Annotated in this window: 18 protein-coding genes, 1 pseudogene and 1 other annotated feature; of the genes and pseudogenes, 9 read left to right on the top strand and 10 right to left on the bottom strand. The window is 43.4% G+C overall.

The genetic code is table 11. The features are described from left to right. Positions 1 to 115: 115 nt before the first annotated feature. Positions 116 to 775 carry a hypothetical protein gene (locus tag A5870_RS05500; protein ID WP_086292068.1) on the top strand — a complete coding sequence of 220 codons (660 nt, stop codon included), beginning with the start codon at positions 116 to 118 and terminating at the stop codon, positions 773 to 775. A 42-nt stretch (positions 776 to 817) separates the two neighbouring features. Here A5870_RS05500 and A5870_RS05495 read toward each other — a convergent pair whose 3' ends face one another. From A5870_RS05495 to A5870_RS05450, 10 genes are all read right to left on the bottom strand, one after another. Further along, positions 818 to 2,194, bottom strand: coding sequence for a TrkH family potassium uptake protein (locus A5870_RS05495; protein ID WP_016608177.1), 1,377 nt, complete (start codon positions 2,192 to 2,194; stop codon positions 818 to 820). 78 nt (positions 2,195 to 2,272) lie between these two features. Continuing rightward, positions 2,273 to 2,902, bottom strand: coding sequence for a V-type ATP synthase subunit D (locus A5870_RS05490; RefSeq protein ID WP_010747829.1), 630 nt, complete (start codon positions 2,900 to 2,902; stop codon positions 2,273 to 2,275). Beyond that, positions 2,883 to 4,280, bottom strand: a complete 1,398-nt coding sequence (locus A5870_RS05485; protein WP_010747828.1) for a V-type ATP synthase subunit B — start codon at positions 4,278 to 4,280, stop codon at positions 2,883 to 2,885. The genes A5870_RS05490 and A5870_RS05485 overlap by 20 nt, the downstream gene beginning before the upstream one ends. Then, positions 4,264 to 6,051 (bottom strand): V-type ATP synthase subunit A, encoded by a 1,788-nt coding sequence (locus A5870_RS05480; RefSeq protein ID WP_086292067.1) that lies wholly within the window; start codon positions 6,049 to 6,051, stop codon positions 4,264 to 4,266. Before A5870_RS05480 ends, A5870_RS05485 begins: the two co-directional genes overlap by 17 nt. Before the next feature lie 15 nt (positions 6,052 to 6,066). Beyond that, a complete protein-coding gene (locus A5870_RS05475; protein WP_005225570.1) occupies positions 6,067 to 6,375 on the bottom strand; it encodes a V-type ATP synthase subunit F in 309 nt (102 codons plus the stop codon). Beyond that, positions 6,365 to 7,351, bottom strand: a complete 987-nt coding sequence (locus A5870_RS05470) for a V-type ATPase subunit (RefSeq protein ID WP_086292066.1) — start codon at positions 7,349 to 7,351, stop codon at positions 6,365 to 6,367. Before A5870_RS05470 ends, A5870_RS05475 begins: the two co-directional genes overlap by 11 nt. Positions 7,352 to 7,354: 3 nt before the next feature. Continuing rightward, a complete protein-coding gene (locus tag A5870_RS05465) occupies positions 7,355 to 7,939 on the bottom strand; it encodes a hypothetical protein (RefSeq protein ID WP_086292065.1) in 585 nt (194 codons plus the stop codon). Positions 7,940 to 7,952: 13 nt separating this feature from the next. After that, positions 7,953 to 8,423: a V-type ATP synthase subunit K gene (locus A5870_RS05460; RefSeq protein ID WP_005225567.1), complete on the bottom strand. Its 471-nt coding sequence runs from the start codon at positions 8,421 to 8,423 to the stop codon at positions 7,953 to 7,955. After that, a complete protein-coding gene (locus A5870_RS05455; protein ID WP_086292064.1) occupies positions 8,420 to 10,381 on the bottom strand; it encodes a V-type ATP synthase subunit I in 1,962 nt (653 codons plus the stop codon). The genes A5870_RS05460 and A5870_RS05455 overlap by 4 nt, the downstream gene beginning before the upstream one ends. Next, the gene (locus A5870_RS05450) at positions 10,359 to 10,691 is read right to left on the bottom strand and encodes a V-type ATPase, subunit F family protein (RefSeq protein ID WP_170924027.1); all 333 of its coding nucleotides are present in this window, start codon (positions 10,689 to 10,691) and stop codon (positions 10,359 to 10,361) included. The genes A5870_RS05455 and A5870_RS05450 overlap by 23 nt, the downstream gene beginning before the upstream one ends. Before the next feature lie 110 nt (positions 10,692 to 10,801). Then, positions 10,802 to 10,855: a sequence feature (sodium ion sensor (DUF1646 type); this cis-regulatory element may regulate processes involved in with the transportation of sodium ions), on the bottom strand. Between the two features lie 709 nt (positions 10,856 to 11,564). Between A5870_RS05450 and A5870_RS05440 the strand changes: the two genes are divergently transcribed. The 8 genes and pseudogenes from A5870_RS05440 to A5870_RS05405 all read left to right on the top strand — a co-directional run bounded on the left by A5870_RS05440 (position 11,565) and on the right by A5870_RS05405 (position 16,391). After that, entirely contained in the window at positions 11,565 to 11,777 is a 213-nt protein-coding gene (locus A5870_RS05440) for a hypothetical protein (RefSeq protein WP_086292061.1), read from the top strand. A gap of 52 nt (positions 11,778 to 11,829) precedes the next feature. Next, complete coding sequence (locus A5870_RS05435) at positions 11,830 to 12,330, top strand: GNAT family N-acetyltransferase (protein WP_086292060.1); 501 nt, start codon at positions 11,830 to 11,832, stop codon at positions 12,328 to 12,330. Positions 12,331 to 12,385: 55 nt separating this feature from the next. Further along, positions 12,386 to 12,871, top strand: coding sequence for a tetratricopeptide repeat protein (locus tag A5870_RS05430; RefSeq protein ID WP_086292059.1), 486 nt, complete (start codon positions 12,386 to 12,388; stop codon positions 12,869 to 12,871). A 258-nt stretch (positions 12,872 to 13,129) separates the two neighbouring features. Then, a pseudogene (locus tag A5870_RS17570) lies at positions 13,130 to 13,501 on the top strand (hypothetical protein). Positions 13,502 to 13,614: 113 nt separating this feature from the next. Continuing rightward, positions 13,615 to 14,199, top strand: coding sequence for a hypothetical protein (locus A5870_RS05420; RefSeq protein WP_086292058.1), 585 nt, complete (start codon positions 13,615 to 13,617; stop codon positions 14,197 to 14,199). A gap of 103 nt (positions 14,200 to 14,302) precedes the next feature. Further along, positions 14,303 to 14,725: a glyoxalase gene (locus A5870_RS05415; protein WP_086292057.1), complete on the top strand. Its 423-nt coding sequence runs from the start codon at positions 14,303 to 14,305 to the stop codon at positions 14,723 to 14,725. 222 nt (positions 14,726 to 14,947) lie between these two features. Continuing rightward, entirely contained in the window at positions 14,948 to 15,136 is a 189-nt protein-coding gene (locus tag A5870_RS05410) for a hypothetical protein (RefSeq protein ID WP_086292056.1), read from the top strand. Between the two features lie 403 nt (positions 15,137 to 15,539). Next, positions 15,540 to 16,391 (top strand): Rgg/GadR/MutR family transcriptional regulator, encoded by an 852-nt coding sequence (locus tag A5870_RS05405; protein ID WP_086292055.1) that lies wholly within the window; start codon positions 15,540 to 15,542, stop codon positions 16,389 to 16,391. Positions 16,392 to 16,445: the final 54 nt, after the last annotated feature.

The raw sequence follows: 16,445 nt of genomic DNA, 5'->3' as shown, positions 1-16,445 counted from the left end.
ATAACTTTAACACCAAAGAATATTTCAACACTATATCAGCAAAATTGTGCATTCCGACACAATGATTTGCTTGTTTTAGATGTTCTAGTATTCTAAGGAAAGGATGAAGCAAACGATGAAAAAAACAATTTCTTTGATTGGCGCACTGACGCTCGTCAGTTTGGGGCTTTTGGCAGGCTGTAACAACGAAAAAGATACTGCTCAGTCAACCAGCGAGCTAAGCCAGAGTCAGATGTCTACTGAAAGCAAACAAAGCACGTCGACGCAAACGACTGAAAGCAATTCCTTAGCGTCAACCTCTACTTCAAAACCTTCGACCACAAGCCAGCAATCGACGGACCACTCTGATTCGAGTCAAACAACAGCAAGCTCACCATCCATCAACGAGTTTCCATATGCCGTTGATCTTTCCCAATATGGCCCTTCACTGACTTTTTATTTCCATGGCGTCAATGTACCAGATACTGTCACGATTCAAAATACGAGCCCATTGATCATTTCGATCGGCGACAGCGCAAGCTATGAAGCACAAGTCGATACGATCGCAACAAAAGAGATTCGCGTGTTTTCTGCGAAAAACAATGAGATTCGCACCGTAAAAGTGAACACTCAGTTGACCTTTGCAAAAGGGATCACTTCCAATGGAAATCCTGATTTTAGCCATAACCTGTACCTATTTACAAATAAGGAGGGTGGTCTATCTTTGATCACGCCGAATTATGCGGGAAATGTCAGCGATGACCAACGAGATGTGATGTTAGAAGTACTTCAATAAACGAAAAACAGGGAAACGAAGCGTGCTTCGTTTCCCTTTTCGTTACCCGATCATCACGGTTTCATCAGGATATTTGTAGCCAGCTTCTTGTTTGTTGGCTTTTTTCATCAATGAAAAAGCAACGGTCATGATGCCGACTCGACCAATGAACATCAAAAAAATGATCAAAAGTTTGCCAAAAACCGACAAGTAAGGCGTCAACCCCATGGTCAACCCCACCGTTCCAAAAGCGGAAAAAACTTCAAAGGCAATGGTTGGTAATCCAAAGTTTGGGGTTTGCGGCATACTCTCAGTGATCGACAATAAGAAAATCGCTACGAAGCATAACGTCAAGGTAAGGAAGAACAACGTAAAGGCACGCGATACAGCAGATTCTTTGATCGTGCGACCAAAAACTTCCGCTCGACTGCGCCCTTTCAATAAGCTGCGGATCTTGATGATCAAGACCGCAAATGTCGTTGTCTTCAATCCCCCAGCAGTTGATCCAGAGGTGCCGCCGATATACATGAAAATCATCGTCAGCATCAAGCCTGCTTGACTCATTTGTCCGTAATCAATACTGAAAAACCCAGCGGTTCTTGGGGTGACCGCTAAGAAGAGGTATTGGAAAAAACGTTCGATGACCGAATCACCCGTGATCAACTGTGAATTGGCTTCGGTCAAAAAGAACCCTGCCGTTCCAAAAACCACCAAAACGATCATAGCGATCCATGCCAAGCGGCTATGCAAGGACCGTTTTTTGGACGCCGTATGCAGGAGATCGAACCAAACGAGAAATCCCAGACCACCTGCGATGATCAAGAAACTGATGACCCCCAGCACAAATGGGTCGTTTTGAAACCCTACCATGCTGTTGCCGAACAAATCAAACCCAGCATTACAAAAGGCCGAGATCGCATGAAAAACACTGTACCAAAGGCCTTGCTCCCAACCAAAACGGGGCACGAATGCAAAAGCCAGCAAGATGATCCCACTGACTTGGATCAAAAAGGCGATCCGAATCAGGTACCATGCCAAATGGATTTCTCCAGACATTCGGTCCAGATTCAATGATTCCCGCAAAATCATCCGAGTACTAAGATGGACTCTTTTTCTCGCCAAGATGTAAAAGAAGACGGGAATCGACATGAAGCCGATCCCACCGATCTCAATCAGCATCAGCAAGATCCCTTGGCCCCACAGGTTGTAATGATCGGCTACGGTCAAGGTCGAAAGACCCGTCACGCAAACAGCCGATGTGGCAGTAAACAGCGCATCTAAAAAGTTAGTGCCTTCACCACTTTGGGTGACAGCCGGCAGCATTAGCAAGCCAGTTCCTGCCAATATCAGCAAAACGAAGACCAGTGTGACGATCTGCGGAATCAAAAAGCGTTGCGATGCCAGCTTTTTTTTCAAACGATTTCTTTTTTTCATTTTCATTTCCTTTGACCTTTTGCAAAAACCAATGTCTTAGTAATCCAAGTTTATTGCATTTGTTTTTTCTCTTATCATACCATTTTATTTTGATTTATTCTTCACTTTGATCATTCTTGTTACGTTTGCTCGTTCATTTTCTTCCAGCCGCATTTTGATTCCATAAATGGCTTCTTCCAGCTCGGGAATCGTCAAATATTCTAGGGCATTGACGCGTCGGCGCGTCCGTTCGATTTCCCCTGCCATCAATTGACAGGTCTTTTCGATTTCCGTTAGCTCCAACAGCTTCGGCATAACGTCGGTAAAACGGGCGACAGCATTATCTAACGGAACATTGGAATTCAAAAAGCCGTACTCGATCGGCGCTTGCATCACCGTATCGTCGTAATCAAAATGCATCACTGGCACTTCCACACTCATGATATTTTTCGTGGATAACTCAAGGGAGACTTCAGTTGCTGGTAAAATAAACATTTCTTCAATGTATTTTTCATTGATCGTGGCATTGGCTAAGCGAAATGCCTTCATGGCACGCTGCAATTGTTCTTCGACTTCTTTACGCAAGCGGTCATTCTTTTTGATCAATTCAATAAATTGACGCATGAGTTCGTCTTGTTTGTCTTTTAATAATTTGTGTCCGCGTTTGGCTGTCGCCAATTGTTTGCTGAGGCGCGACAGCTCCATGCGGGTTGGATTAACGGTTTTTTGCGCCATTGTTCTCCTCTCCCGGTAAGTATTCCGCCAGTAGGGCATCGCTGATCCGCTTCAGTTCGACTTTTGGCAGCATCGCCAATAATTCCCAGCCTAATTCCAAGGTTTCGATAATCGAACGGTTGGTGCGATACCCTTGGTTCAAGTATTCATTTTCGAAGCGTTCCGCAAATTTGGCATAGGTTTTATCTACTTCCGACAATGCCGATTCTCCTAAAACGACTGCCAATTCCTTGGCTTGCTTTCCTTGAGCATAGGCAGAAAACAACTGGTTCATCGTTGCGGCATGGTCTTTACGGGTTTTTCCTTCACCGGTCCCTTTATCTTTTAACCGTGACAATGACGGCAAGACATCGATGGGTGGCTGGATGCCGTTTTTATACAAATCACGAGACAAGATGATTTGTCCTTCGGTGATATAGCCGGTCAAATCGGGAATCGGATGGGTTTTGTCATCTTCTGGCATGGTCAAAATCGGTAGCTGGGTCACTGAACCTTTCAAGCCGCGAATCCGTCCCGCACGTTCATATAACGTTGATAGATTGGTATAAAGATACCCAGGATAACCCCGACGTCCTGGCACTTCACGACGAGCAGAGGAGATCTCCCGCAAAGCTTCACAGTAGTTGGTCATATCCGTCATGATCACCAAGACATGCATGCCCTTTTCATAAGCCAAGTATTCGGCTGCTGTCAGTGCCATTCGGGGAGTAGCGATCCGCTCGATCGCTGGGTCATTGGCTAGATTCATAAAGACGACAGAATGGTCGATGGCGCCAGTTTGACGAAAATCTTCCATGAAATATTCTGCTTCTTCAAAGGTGATCCCGATGCCAGCAAACACAACAGCGAAATCGTCTTCCGAGTTCAACACTTGTGCTTGACGCGCAATTTGCGAAGCCAATTCTTTATGAGGCAGACCAGAACCAGAAAAAATCGGCAGTTTTTGTCCCCGAACAAGCGTATTCAAATGGTCGATCGATGAGATCCCCGTTTGAATAAACTCATCAGGATAATCCCGCGCTGCTGGATTGATCACTTCGCCGTTGATGTCCATAAATTTTTCTGGGACGATCTCTACTCCGCCATCTTTGACCCGACCTAAGCCGTCAAAGACTCGCCCGATCATTTGCTCGGAAACGCCTAATTCCAAAGGATGTCCTAAGAAACGCACCGCAGATTCCCGCAAATTGATCCCGCCGGTTCCTTCAAAAATTTGGACCAACGCTTTGTCTTCTTGGATCTCCAGTACTTGTCCTTGCCGCGTTTCGCCGTTTTGCATGCGGACTTCGATCAACTCTTCGTATTTGACACCGGAGACGCGATCGACGGCCATCAATGGTCCGACGACTTCTCCAATCGTTTTATATTCCTTGATCATCGGTGCGGTCTCCTTTCTGTAAAATTTCTTTCATCGTTGCTTTGATCTCTTGATGCAAAGCAGGAATTTTTGCTAATTCCGTTTCAGGCAAGTACTTCATACGTGCCACTTTGTCTCGCAATTCTTCGGTTCCTGCATAGATTTCTGAAAGATACGCACCTAGTGTCAACGCATCTTCCGCTTCTTTGTGGAGCAGCAAGATCGTTTCCAGCATTTTGAACTGCTTTTCACGAGAGGTAAACGTATCGACGTCGTCAAAAGCGTTTTGCTGCAAGAAATCTTCTCTCAATGATTTGGTGGTTTCCAGCAATAACTGATCTTTTTCGGACAAAGCGTCGATGCCGACAAGTCGAACGATCTCTGACAACTCAGATTCTTTTTGCAGCATCCGCATGGCTTCTGTTACTTGTTTGGACCAATCCACTTGCATTTGTTGGTCCAAAAAGGCACCCAATTCGTTTTCGTATAAAGAATAGCTCTTCAACCAATCGATCGATGGAAAATGACGCTTTTGCGCTAAGGTGGCATCTAAGCCCCAAAAGACTTTTACGACCCGCAACGTATTTTGGGTAACTGGTTCTGAAATATCGCCGCCTGATGGTGAAACGGCGCTGATGGCAGTGATACTGCCTTCTTGATCAGAACCTAAGCAAATCGCTTTTCCAGAACGCTCATAATACTCTGCCAAGCGGCTGCCTAAGTATGCTGGATACCCTTCATCCCCAGGCATTTCTTCCAGACGACCAGACATTTCTCGCAGTGCTTCTGCCCAACGTGAGGTGGAATCCGCCATGATCGCCACTGAATACCCCATGTCTCGGAAGTATTCCGCAATCGTGATCCCAGTATAAATCGACGCTTCCCGAGCGGCTACCGGCATATTGGAGGTGTTAGCGATCAACACGGTTCTCGCCATTAAAGATTCACCACTACGAGGGTCGATCAACTCTGGAAACTCGTTCATTACATCGGTCATTTCATTGCCGCGTTCGCCGCAGCCGACATAGACGACCAGATCGACATCCGCCCATTTGGCGATTTGGTGCTGAACGACAGTTTTCCCTGCACCAAAAGGTCCTGGAACGGCTGACGCCCCGCCTTTAGCGATTGGAAAGAAGGTGTCGATCACTCGCTGGCCAGTAATCATTGGTTCGACTGGATTCAGTTTTTGCTTTACTGGACGGCTATGACGAACGGGCCATTTTTGCAGCATCGTGAAAGACCGTTCTCCTTTGGGTGTATCTAAAACATAAATCGTTTCATCGATGGTAAATTCCCCCGCATAAACAGCCTTGACTGTTCCTGAAACGCCATGAGGAACCATGATCTTGTGATTGATCAACGGTGTTTCTTGCACGGTGCCGATGACCATCCCGGTACTGACTACTTCGCCGACTTCGACTGTCGGTACAAAGGGCCACTTTTTCTCATGATCCAACGCAGGCAATTGCACCCCACGCGTCAAGAAGTTGCTTTGGGTGACAGACATGAAGGTTTCTAAGGGACGTTGGATGCCATCAAACATTTGTGACATGATCCCAGGCGCCAATTCGACGGATAGCGGTTCACCGGTGGTTTCGACTGGTTCACCAGGTCCGATCCCAGACGTTTCTTCATAGACTTGGATCGAAGCGACGTCGCCGCGCATTTCGATGATCTCACCGACCACGCCTAAATCTCCTACATAACAGATATCTTCTAAACTTGCATGGCCCATATTTTTGGCTAACACCAATGGACCAGATACTTTAATAATTGTTCCTTTTTCCACAACATCGGCTCCTCTCTATAGTATGTTTTGTCCAACTGCTTTTTCGACATTTTCTTGAATCATTCGCTTGCCGATTCCTCGGGAACCATCATAATCAGGAATCAAGATGACTGCAGGTGTCATTTTTTGTTGGACTTTTGCTAATTCATCGGGAATCAGCTCGGCACATTTTTCAGTCAGGTAGATGATCGTACTGTTCTTCATTAATTTTGCCAGCGCCTGCTTCACTTCTTTTTCTTCCGAGGCATAGCAGACCTGAAAGCCAAATAGTTGAAAAGGAATGACGGATTCTTTCTCGCCGATTACGCCGATTTTATGAGTCATAGTGCCGCATCCTTTCTCTGAGTTGTTCTTCCGTAAAGCCACTGCGTTTGCCTACTAGCAAGATACGCAGATTTTGCAGTTCCAAAACCTTAGCATTCAAAAATGCGAGTAAAGGCAGTGGTCCTAAAGCATCTGTTTGGGCTTGGCCATAGCTTTCTGTGATCAAATTGTCTTGTAAAAGTGCCAAGCCAGCAAAGTCGATCACCTGTTCATGAATCAAAGGCCGCAACACTTCCTGATAATCACTTTCTAATAAGAAGGCTAAAAAGTCACTATAGGACGCATCCGCAAACGCTAAAAATTCTTCTTTCGGGATACTGCCGACACTCACTAAGACTGCCTCCATAAAACTGCGCGATCGTTTTTGAAGTACACAACGTGCGGCAATCGTTATATTGGTCAGATCGATCATCTTGATGACAGCTTCTTGTAGCTCAGGGATCTTGATTTCATCTGCCAGTCGCCGTTGTTCATGTAAATACCGGCGATCGTAAATGATATCGATGCCTTGCAGCACGGCGCCGCCTTCTAAGTACTCCCGCACCTCTTGGATCGTAGTCACGATTTTCTCAGGCAATACCTCTGAGGTTCCCGTTTTGATGGCGGTCCGACACTCATCGATCGTGTAAAAACCGTCTTCGATCAGTAGATGATCATAATCTTTTCCAGTCACTGACTCTTTGGTCAAGACTTTTAGATTATGGAAAGTAAAAGGCATCATATACAGTCGGAGGATCTCTTGATCAGGAACCAGCTCGGTCAATTCTTTGATCGTCTTTAACAATTCTTCATCGAGATAGGTTTCGAATCGTTCATGAAAATCCGGCTTCAAATAGCGCTGATAATGAGTCTGCTGCAACACAGCTTCGACTTCAGCAAACCCTTTTGCCGCAATCATTTGTTCCACTTCTTGCGGCTTTAGCAACGTCATCTCTTTCAGCCGAATGATTGGATTCAATTGATGATAGTTCCTCATGGATCAACCTCCTTGTTGTATGATCTGCAACCACCGTTCCCGGGTTTCTTTCTTGTATTCATCAAGCAGTACCTGATAGGTAAAATTGTATTGAATGCCGTTGTCATCCACCAAAAAGCCCGCTTCTGTCAATGGTGCGCCTGCTTTGATTTGATACGGTAGTTTTGATTGACAAGACGTAAGCCAAGCGGCATCTAGATGGGCTGCTTGCTCAGGACCAGCGTGGAAGGTCACCGTCCCACTGATCGGCAACTGCTGCAGCACATTTTCAGCAAATGATTGCAGCTCTTCTGGCGTCCAGGCAACCATTTGTTGATACGCTTGCTCAAAAAGTTGTGTCAGGTATTCGTTTTGTTTCACCATTTGCTGCTGCTTAGCGGCACTTGCTTGGCGATTCAGCGCTTGCTGATAATTTTTTTCGGCTTGCTTTTTTGCTTGCTGGGCACGAAGCTGCAAGTCCGACTCTTTTTTCGCCCAGTCACGTGCCATCGTTTCACTGATCCTAGCACGTTCAGCGGCAGCCAAACGTTCTCGTTTTGTCTGCGCTTCTTGGTCTAGTTCAGCAATTATTTTGTCGATTGCATCCATACCTTCGCCCCCTTTAAATCGTTCCTAAAAGTAAGAAAGAAATAACAAAGCCTAAGATGGCATACATCTCAACCATTACTGAGAACATGACCCCTTTAAAGAAATGCTCGGGTTTCTTCGCTAAAATTTGAATCCCAGCTGCAGCGACCTTCCCTTGGGCCATTCCTGAGAATAAGCCAGTAAAGGCAACTGGCAGTGATGCCATCAAGTACGCCATACCAGTCACTGTCGACATTTCACCACTTAAGCTACCATAGATCATAAACGCAATAACGAATCCGTATAGTCCTTGCGTTCCGGGAAGCAATTGTAAAATCAAGGCTTGTCCAAACTTCTCCGGCTGATTCGTCGTTAAGGCTGCCGCTGCTTCACCAGTTTGACCCACCCCTTTGGCTGAACCGATCCCAGAAAAGATCGTAGCGATCCCCATTCCGATAATTGCAAACACCATACCACCATTGTTATTAATTAAGTAATCAATCATTTATTGTCTCCTCCATTTTCTTTATCAAAATCAACGTATTTCTCACTTGGCTTAAAGGTTTCAAATTGACGCCCCCCACCAGTGAAAAATTTTCCGAAAAACTCTACATATTGTAAACGAGCGGCATGCACATACGCACTCAGTAACGATAAAAAGATGTTTAAAGCTTGTAGGACAACCAATAAGAGAATGCCTACAGAAAAACGAGCAGCTGGCGGCAAATAGCCCACCAATAAGTTGAAGGCTGCTGCGATACTCCCACCAGAGATCCCTAATGCCATCAAGCGGCTATAGCTGACAAAGTCGCCGATGTAACTGGTCACACCGTATAAGTCATACAAGCCTAAAAAGAAGCCGCCCACTTTGGTTTTCCCTTTAAGAATTGGTACCACGATGATCAATAAGGCACTAAAGCCTGCTAAAATCAAGCCGACGATTGTTAGTGCTGGGACATCGATCAAAAGATTGCCTGCGGCTGCCACTAAAAGACCACTCAAAAGTCCTAGCCACGCAAAGCCTTCGTTGACTGCACCTAAAAGATCCTTTTTGCGGATATTTTCTTTGGCTGCTAAATAAAGGCCTGTAAACAGTTGGATGCCACCAAAAATCATGGATAGACCAAAGATCGCCATAAAATCTTCGGAGGGCGATAAAAGTTGGAAGGGCAATGTAGCACCAAAGAAGGAGCCGTAGATTGCGCCCCAAATCATAGTTGGCACAGACAAAATCTGGAACAATTTCAGAAACCGTTTGGTCCCTTTGGGCAAACGCAAGGCGTGTAGCCCAATCGTGGTCGCGACAGCCATTAATGCACCATAACCTAAGTCAGCCACCATCATACCAAAGAAAACATAGTAAAAAGGCGTCATCCATGGGGTTGGATCGATCTCATCGTATTTTGGCAAGCTGTACATTTCCGTCAACATTTCAAAGGGTTGAATAAACGAGGCGTTTTTTAGCTTCGTTGGCACTTGATTGGCAGCGATCTCCTCTGCAGTGGGTTCTTCAAATGAATAGTAAATCTCGTTGGCAAAGGATTCTTGGACCATTTCCGCCACTAACGGCTGATCCTTTTCTTCGATCCAGCCGCGCAAGAGGGCAAAGGTCTGACCAGCTGCTAAGCGCTGTTGCATCATTGCCCGATTCTCACGAGTCAAAAACAGTTCTTCCGCTTGCTGCAGCAGGATCAGCCGTTGTTTGTGCTGACTGATTTCTGTAATCATTTCTTTGCGCTGCTGCGTCAAGGAAGTCAAGGCTTGTTTCGTATTTTGCAAAACCACTTTTGGTGATTCGGATGTCAGGCCAGTTTCTTTCTTCACCCCATATCGGTGAAACAATTGGAACACTTGCTCTTCGATCGCTGTTAAAAACAGGCAGCTGAAATTGACTTTTTTGGGTTCAGAATAGATCACTTCGATATGAACCTCTTCCAATTGACGCAAGGCTTCAGCTAGATCTTCCCAGCGTGGACCTTCGACACGCCCAGCAAAAAAACTTGTATGTGCAGGCGCTTCGATCTCCAAGGGTACATCAAGATTTTGCCATTGTGTCGCCCATTCTTCCGACTGCGTCGCTGCTTCGATCGCTTCGATCGTCTCTACCCAGCGCTCCTGCAAATTCTCGACTTCAACCAGCTCCGTTAATGCTGCGGCTTCATCGAAGCTTGTTTCAAAGTCCGACAGCCGTAAGGCCTCTCGTTGCCATTCCGTGCCTTTTTTCGCATCACCATTTTGACGAATAAAGCGGATCGCTTCTTGCAGTCGACGAATCATTGGTTGATGAGAAGCACCTTCTGGGGTGGCTCCTGCAAAAAATTCCCGCAGCCAAGTTTCGTTGGCTTCCTGCTCAAATACGTTCTCGATTTCAACAAACTGCATCGTTTGCAGCTTCGTCAATAACCTTTCTTGGTAGTGCTTCGGGGTGATCAACGTTAGTTTATTTAGTTTGGTTACTGTCATAAGTCCCGATCACTCCTTCAACGATCTGTTGAACCGCTTGCTCTTGGAAGCTTTGCATATTTTTTTGGTAACGATCTAACACTTGCTGGTTCTCTTTTGCCAGCTGCTGCTTTTGTGCTGCTAGTGACTGTTGCAACTGCTCTTCGATTGTTGCTTGTTCTTGAGCAAGCGCCTCTTCCAAAGCGGCTGATCGCTCTTGCAATGCTTGTTGCTGCTGCGCTTCTTCCGACTGCAATTCTTTTTTCAAAGCGCGCAATTGCTGTTCATTGGCTTCTTCTGCTTCTCGTAAACGAGTCAAAGCTTCTCTCATCGATTCCCCTCCTATAATGATTTGTATTCTCAACTGAAAAATAAACAAAAAAAGCATACCTCACGAAGAAGTATGCTGATATGAAAAAAGGCCAGCATTCCTCCAAGAATGTTTGCCTCACCCCTTGGCAAACCTGATCCTTGAAGCATAAAAAATGCTCAACCTTTGTCTATTTTATTTTTCAATTCCTGAACTATTATAGCAAAAAACGGCGTTCTATTCAAGTAGAATCGTCTTTTATGAGAAAAAACCGGTTTCTACTATTGTATGTTCGCTCGAATATCCACTGCTATTGATTATCGGAATGACTATTATTACTCGCTCAGTCTCTTAAAAACTTTTCACCTAAAATTTGCCAGGAATCGCGTTGTTCTTACCAAATTGAAATCGGTAAACATCAATAGAAGACTTAGAATGGATTGAATGAAGAACGTTGAGATTTTTTGAAAATGCTAAACATCATTTGATTGGTACCAAAAAGGAGATAACAATTCCAACAACCTATTCGATCCCTGACAAATCTTAAGTGAGAATTTTGCTTACTTCGCTTCTTTTTTTATCGCTGGCAGCGGCTGGCCCTTTTCTTCACAAATGAAACAAGCGCCTCGATAAAGGCATGTATAAATCTTACCGGGTTCCATGGTTAGAGGAAGCCCATTTTTTACATACATCGGTTTTCTTTCCATTGTCAACCCTTGCCTTTCTGGGAAAAATAAGTCAAAATATACAATAACGTCTTTTATATCTTGCTTTCTATCAAATATTACCAAAATATTCAGATAATTTCTAGTAATTTTTCGCAAAATATCGTAGGATTTCCACTTTTTCTTTTAAAAAATGATCGATAAAAACCAAATTAGGAGGAAACAACTGATGTCAGATGAGCGTTGGTTTCAAAGGAGAAGAAAGCGAAACATCGAATTAGGCCTCTGTTTACTTGTCGTCCTGCCGATGGTCTATGGCTTATGGTTTCAACTGGCTTTTTTGATTCACTACATGTCTTTTTTGTTTATTGTGGCTGTTCTCACTGCAATTTACGAAGGAATTCGCATCATTTGGGAAGTTATGAGAAACAAGCAACACTGACAAAGTGACCTTCTGCTAAATTAAGCCAAAACAACGAGAGAGGAGTCCTCTAATGAAACGAATCATTATGTCATGTGACTTACAGCATGCCTCCAGTCGTCAGGCTGAAGCCAGCTTTTCTTTTGACGCCTTTCCCACAGATTCACCAAGAGTTGCAGAACTTTTCTATTCCGCTTACCATGAAACCATCGATGATGAAGGAGAATCGATCGCTGATTGGCAAAAGGAACTTAGAGAAACTGCTGAAGGCAAATACGGTCCCTTGATTCCAGAGCTCTCTTTTCAATTACTGAAGGAAGACTATCCGATTGGCGCCATAGTGACAAGCACTTTTCAAAAAATTCCACTGCTATTATTTGTCGTTATTGATGCAGCATTTAAAGGAAACGGCTTATCCAAGCTGTTAATGAGTGAAGTGATCCGACGAGCTAAAGCCATGGGACTCACTCACCTTTACCTGGTAGTGACCGTTGAAAATCAACCAGCCTTCAAACTATATGAAGCATGCGGCTTTTCTTTTGCGGGTGAAAGCTGGACTGATCTTTCCTCTTAGCTCTACTTACTATCTAACTGAAAATTTTTACCCATTGAAAGCGAGGGATGAACCGATGAATGAACGTCTAGCTACGGCGATTCAACTGCGAGCTGAAAAAAAGCTGCAACAATCAAATGAACAATTGATTCAATTAGCTACCGAAAATCCCCAAGATGCCTTTGTCCAATACCAAACGGCTTGGAGTTATGATCTTTTAGGGAAAGAACAACAGGCAATTCCTTATTATGAACAAGCAATCGCGTTAGGTTTATCAGAAAAAGACTTGCCAGATGCCTACCTAGGTCTAGGCAGCACCTATCGTGCCCTCGGAAATTATCAAAAAGCCGAAGAAGTGTTTTTACACGCGATGAAGCAGTTTCCAAAAAATCATGCTTTGCAAACCTTCTATGCCATGACACTGTTTAATCTAGCCGAGTATGAGCAAGCCACTAAACGGCTATTGACCCTGCTTGCCGAAACTTCTAGCGATCCAGATATCCAATCTTACCATCAGGCGCTTTTGTTTTATGCCGATAAGCTCAACGAAACATGGAATTAGAGGTTTCCGTTGGATCAATCCTTCTGCTCCCTTCTCGATTAAAGAAAGGGAGTATTTCTTTTTTTCTGTCCCCTAAATATTCCTTCCCTATCAGCGCTTTGTTGAATCAATAGCCATCGACTTTCCTATAATCCTTTTTCCTTCAATCAATACCAACCATCCATTATCGAAAATTTCGATAACAAAACCAATTGACGAGTACGGTCAAATTTGCTAATTTATCTATGCTTTTTCTATCAATATTTTGGAGGAATGACTATGCCCTTTATTGTCTATTTTTTTCTATCCTTATTGATCATTTATATTCCCACGCCCACACTTTTGCTATTTTTTCAAAAACTTGCCTCCCAACATGACAATCTGACGGCTTTTAGCAAACTTTTTCTGTTATTGATGATCTTGCTGGATTATTACTTAAGCTATTATTGATTGAAAAACTGCAAGGTCAAAAAGGCTCACTATATTTACTTAGTTTTTGTCAATGTCTTCGAATGGCTGATCCACTTCTATCTTTATTCACGATTTGAAACGATCAATCTACTAGTCATTTTGTTGTTCCAGACCGTGCTACTATGTTGCATGATCTTTTTCCCTCTATCGGAGAAATTTCGCTCATTCCTTTTTACCTAAAAAAATCATCTCTGGTTTCCACATAAAAAACCAGCTTCTCAATCGTTTCTTTCTAAGATGCGATTTACACGTTCGCTCTCCTTTGTTACGATTGTTAAAAAGGATGTGTTGTGATGTCATTGATCGTCTTGATTGGCGCGCAAGCAGTAGGGAAAATGACGGTGGGAAAAGAACTGGAAAAACGATTAGATGCAAAGCTTTTATTCAATCACCAGACCATTGATCTTTTTGCGAACTTTCTTGGCTATAGCCCTGCGGCATTCGCTTTGTCTAATCTAACGCGGATCGAACTTTTCAAAGCCTTTGTTCAAAATGAAGCCAACAATACGACAAAATCAATCATCTTTACGGTCTTGATTGATTTCGATCAAGCGGCAGAATTAGCTTTTTTACAAGAGATCGCCCAACTATTTACCGATGCCCGACAAGAGGTCTATTTTATTGAATTAGTGGCTGATATTGAGGAACGCTTAAAGCGCAATTGCCATGAGGACCGTTTAGTCGCAAAGCCGTCAAAAAGAGCGCTGGCTTTTTCTAGAAACGAGCTTTTGTCTTCGTTTGAAAACTATCGCTTAGAAAGCCTGCCACAGGAATTAACTACCCTTTTTCCAACGATTCCTTCGCTGAAAATCAACAATACCCACTTGTCACCTGATGAAGTCAGTCAAAAAATTATTGCCCATTTTTCCTTGACTTAAGTGCCAAAGAAACGCCATTCTCAAGCTTTGCTTCAATACGAAAATGTCTATTGACTTTGACGCTGCGTCAAGCGGTATCCTCTAATTAAGAGGAGGTGTCAAAATGAAGGTTTATGTTATGCCAATGTTTTACCAATTGAAGACCAAAGATATTGAACAATCATCGAAATGGTTTGCAGAAATCTTGGGGTTCCAGTCATTGTATCAGTTTCGCAATCAAGAAAATCAAGTGACGATGGACCATCTGCGTCTTGCTGACTACCAAGATTTGATGCTGATTGCCGCAGACTCGTTCACTGTTGGCGATGGGGCAATTTTGAATGTAGCGATGATTGATCTTCAGAATATCGCTCAGAAAATTCCCGAAAAGTGGATCGTGGAACCTTTGATGGAAAAGCCTTGGAATGCCCTTGAAATGACCATCAAAGACCCCAACGGTTATTTGTTTACCCTAACAGAGGCGATAAGAAAAAACGAATCAGACTTTCAAACCTTGATGGACCAGACCAAGGATTATTTTCAATAAAAGGAACCGAGTAAGAAGGATGCTTTCTTACTCGGTTCCTTTTTTATAAAAACTTGATTCGGGCAACAATGACAAAAACGAACGCTCCCTAAATTTTACTAGGAAGCCTTTTCCCCATCAGATATACCAATATACCGTTTTAGTATATTTTTAAATATTGAAGATAATTATTAACACACTCAACTCAGAACATGCTACACTATTTAAAAAGGAGGATTTCCTATGGAAAAGAAATCGCAGCTTCCGTGGTACAAGCGTAAAAAATTCTACCTTCCAGTTGCCGTCGCCCTCGGCGTGATTGGGTTTCTTCCCAGTCTCGTTTCTCTTTTCGGGGTCTCGATCGATGATGAATTCAATCCTGATTACTATTCTGATCCAAATGAACCAATGTTCAAGAAAAAACAAAACTGACTGTTGCGATGCCGTATGCAGTTTTTTGACCAACAAAAAAAGAGCAATCACTCGCTGTTGTGTTTGCTCCTTTTTTAAAAGGGATTCGGCAGACCTACGCACCTTGACAGGGTAAGCTGTTTGGGGAGAGGGCGTTTGAATGCACGAATGAACAGTAACTTATTACGTGAAACCACTTATACTTTTTTCCTGTTAAAAAATCAATTGCTAACCAATCACAAAGGATCGATTATTTGAAGAAAGAAAAAACGTTAGCCATTAGTTCTACAACTTCCCAGGGAAAACTAAAAAAATCAAACATCCATTTCTCCTCCTTTAATTGACTTTCTTCAAGTTTACCCGCAAAATAAAGCTGTAACATATTTGGACTATTTTTCCGTCCACTTTTTTTAGGAGGGATTTTTTGAAGGCCAATGACTTGTTAAAAGAGTTACGAACGGAACGAAATATCTCACAGCGAAAATTGGTTGAGAACATTTCAGAACGCAGTACACTGGCAACCTTTGAACAAAAAGGGCACCGCATCGCCTTTGATATTTTGCACCAATATTTGGACCGCTTAAATGTCACCTTGGAGGAATTTGAGTATCGCTTGGATGACAATCAAGTCAGCGAGAAAAAGCAGCTATCCAAACAGTTGACCACCGCTTACTATGAAAGCAATTATTCTGAAGTCCTCTCTTTGAATAACAAAGCCCAAGCGCTGTATAAAACCACGAAGGATTTCTTCTATTATGTATTGTATAGTCAATTCTTTTTGATTTTAGAGAAAAAAGGCGTGGTTACCGACGAGGAAGAACGGCGCATCATCGAAGCGACCATCAAGAAATACTTGGAACGCATCGACACGTGGGGAAAATTTGAAATCTCCTTATTTACCAATCTGCTTTTTCTTTTTTCTGACGAATACATCTTGTATCAAATGAAACACCTGAATAAAAAAATTTTTTACAGCAATACGTTAAGTATCAATTATCAAATCTACACAAAATTGCTAACGAATGCGGCTTTCTTGTTTATCGATCGCAAAAAACCTGCCGAGTTGGCGCATGTGCTGACGTATCTAGCCGATCACCTGCCGCCGGACAATGATCGTATTCGCTTGATGATTCGTTATTTCGAAGGCATCTACGCCTTGTTTCAAGGAGATCGTACGCTGGGAATGGCCACGATTGAAAAAGCACTGGATTATTTGCGATTTATTGGTCAAGAAGCCTTTGCCAAAGAATTAGAGGTACTGGCTCAGAGTATCTAAAAAAACCTGCTGCTTCCTCTCAGTGAGAGAACAACTCTCTTACACGGAGGAAAC

The organism is Enterococcus sp. 2G9_DIV0600, from assembly GCF_002140615.1.
Taxonomy (GTDB): Bacteria; Bacillota; Bacilli; order Lactobacillales; family Enterococcaceae; genus Enterococcus_D; species Enterococcus_D innesii.
Note: the sequence above shows the minus strand (reverse complement) of the source record. Positions and strands in the feature narration are given on the sequence as shown.

Bases quoted from the DNA above. Each gene is read 5' to 3' on its own strand.
- A5870_RS05455 (WP_086292064.1), bottom strand. From the start codon at position 10,381: ATGACAGTAACCAAACTAAATAAACTAACGTTGATCACCCCGAAGCAC.
- A5870_RS05420 (WP_086292058.1), top strand. From the start codon at position 13,615: ATGTCATTGATCGTCTTGATTGGCGCGCAAGCAGTAGGGAAAATGACG.
- A5870_RS05440 (WP_086292061.1), top strand. From the start codon at position 11,565: ATGTCAGATGAGCGTTGGTTTCAAAGGAGAAGAAAGCGAAACATCGAA.
- A5870_RS05470 (WP_086292066.1), bottom strand. From the start codon at position 7,351: ATGAGGAACTATCATCAATTGAATCCAATCATTCGGCTGAAAGAGATG.
- A5870_RS05415 (WP_086292057.1), top strand. From the start codon at position 14,303: ATGAAGGTTTATGTTATGCCAATGTTTTACCAATTGAAGACCAAAGAT.
- A5870_RS05490 (WP_010747829.1), bottom strand. From the start codon at position 2,902: ATGGCGCAAAAAACCGTTAATCCAACCCGCATGGAGCTGTCGCGCCTC.
- A5870_RS05465 (WP_086292065.1), bottom strand. From the start codon at position 7,939: ATGGATGCAATCGACAAAATAATTGCTGAACTAGACCAAGAAGCGCAG.
- A5870_RS05495 (WP_016608177.1), bottom strand. From the start codon at position 2,194: ATGAAAATGAAAAAAAGAAATCGTTTGAAAAAAAAGCTGGCATCGCAA.
- A5870_RS05485 (WP_010747828.1), bottom strand. From the start codon at position 4,280: ATGATCAAGGAATATAAAACGATTGGAGAAGTCGTCGGACCATTGATG.
- A5870_RS05475 (WP_005225570.1), bottom strand. From the start codon at position 6,375: ATGACTCATAAAATCGGCGTAATCGGCGAGAAAGAATCCGTCATTCCT.
- A5870_RS05460 (WP_005225567.1), bottom strand. From the start codon at position 8,423: ATGATTGATTACTTAATTAATAACAATGGTGGTATGGTGTTTGCAATT.
- A5870_RS05410 (WP_086292056.1), top strand. From the start codon at position 14,948: ATGGAAAAGAAATCGCAGCTTCCGTGGTACAAGCGTAAAAAATTCTAC.
- A5870_RS05435 (WP_086292060.1), top strand. From the start codon at position 11,830: ATGAAACGAATCATTATGTCATGTGACTTACAGCATGCCTCCAGTCGT.
- A5870_RS05430 (WP_086292059.1), top strand. From the start codon at position 12,386: ATGAATGAACGTCTAGCTACGGCGATTCAACTGCGAGCTGAAAAAAAG.
- A5870_RS05500 (WP_086292068.1), top strand. From the start codon at position 116: ATGAAAAAAACAATTTCTTTGATTGGCGCACTGACGCTCGTCAGTTTG.
- A5870_RS05450 (WP_170924027.1), bottom strand. From the start codon at position 10,691: ATGAGAGAAGCTTTGACTCGTTTACGAGAAGCAGAAGAAGCCAATGAA.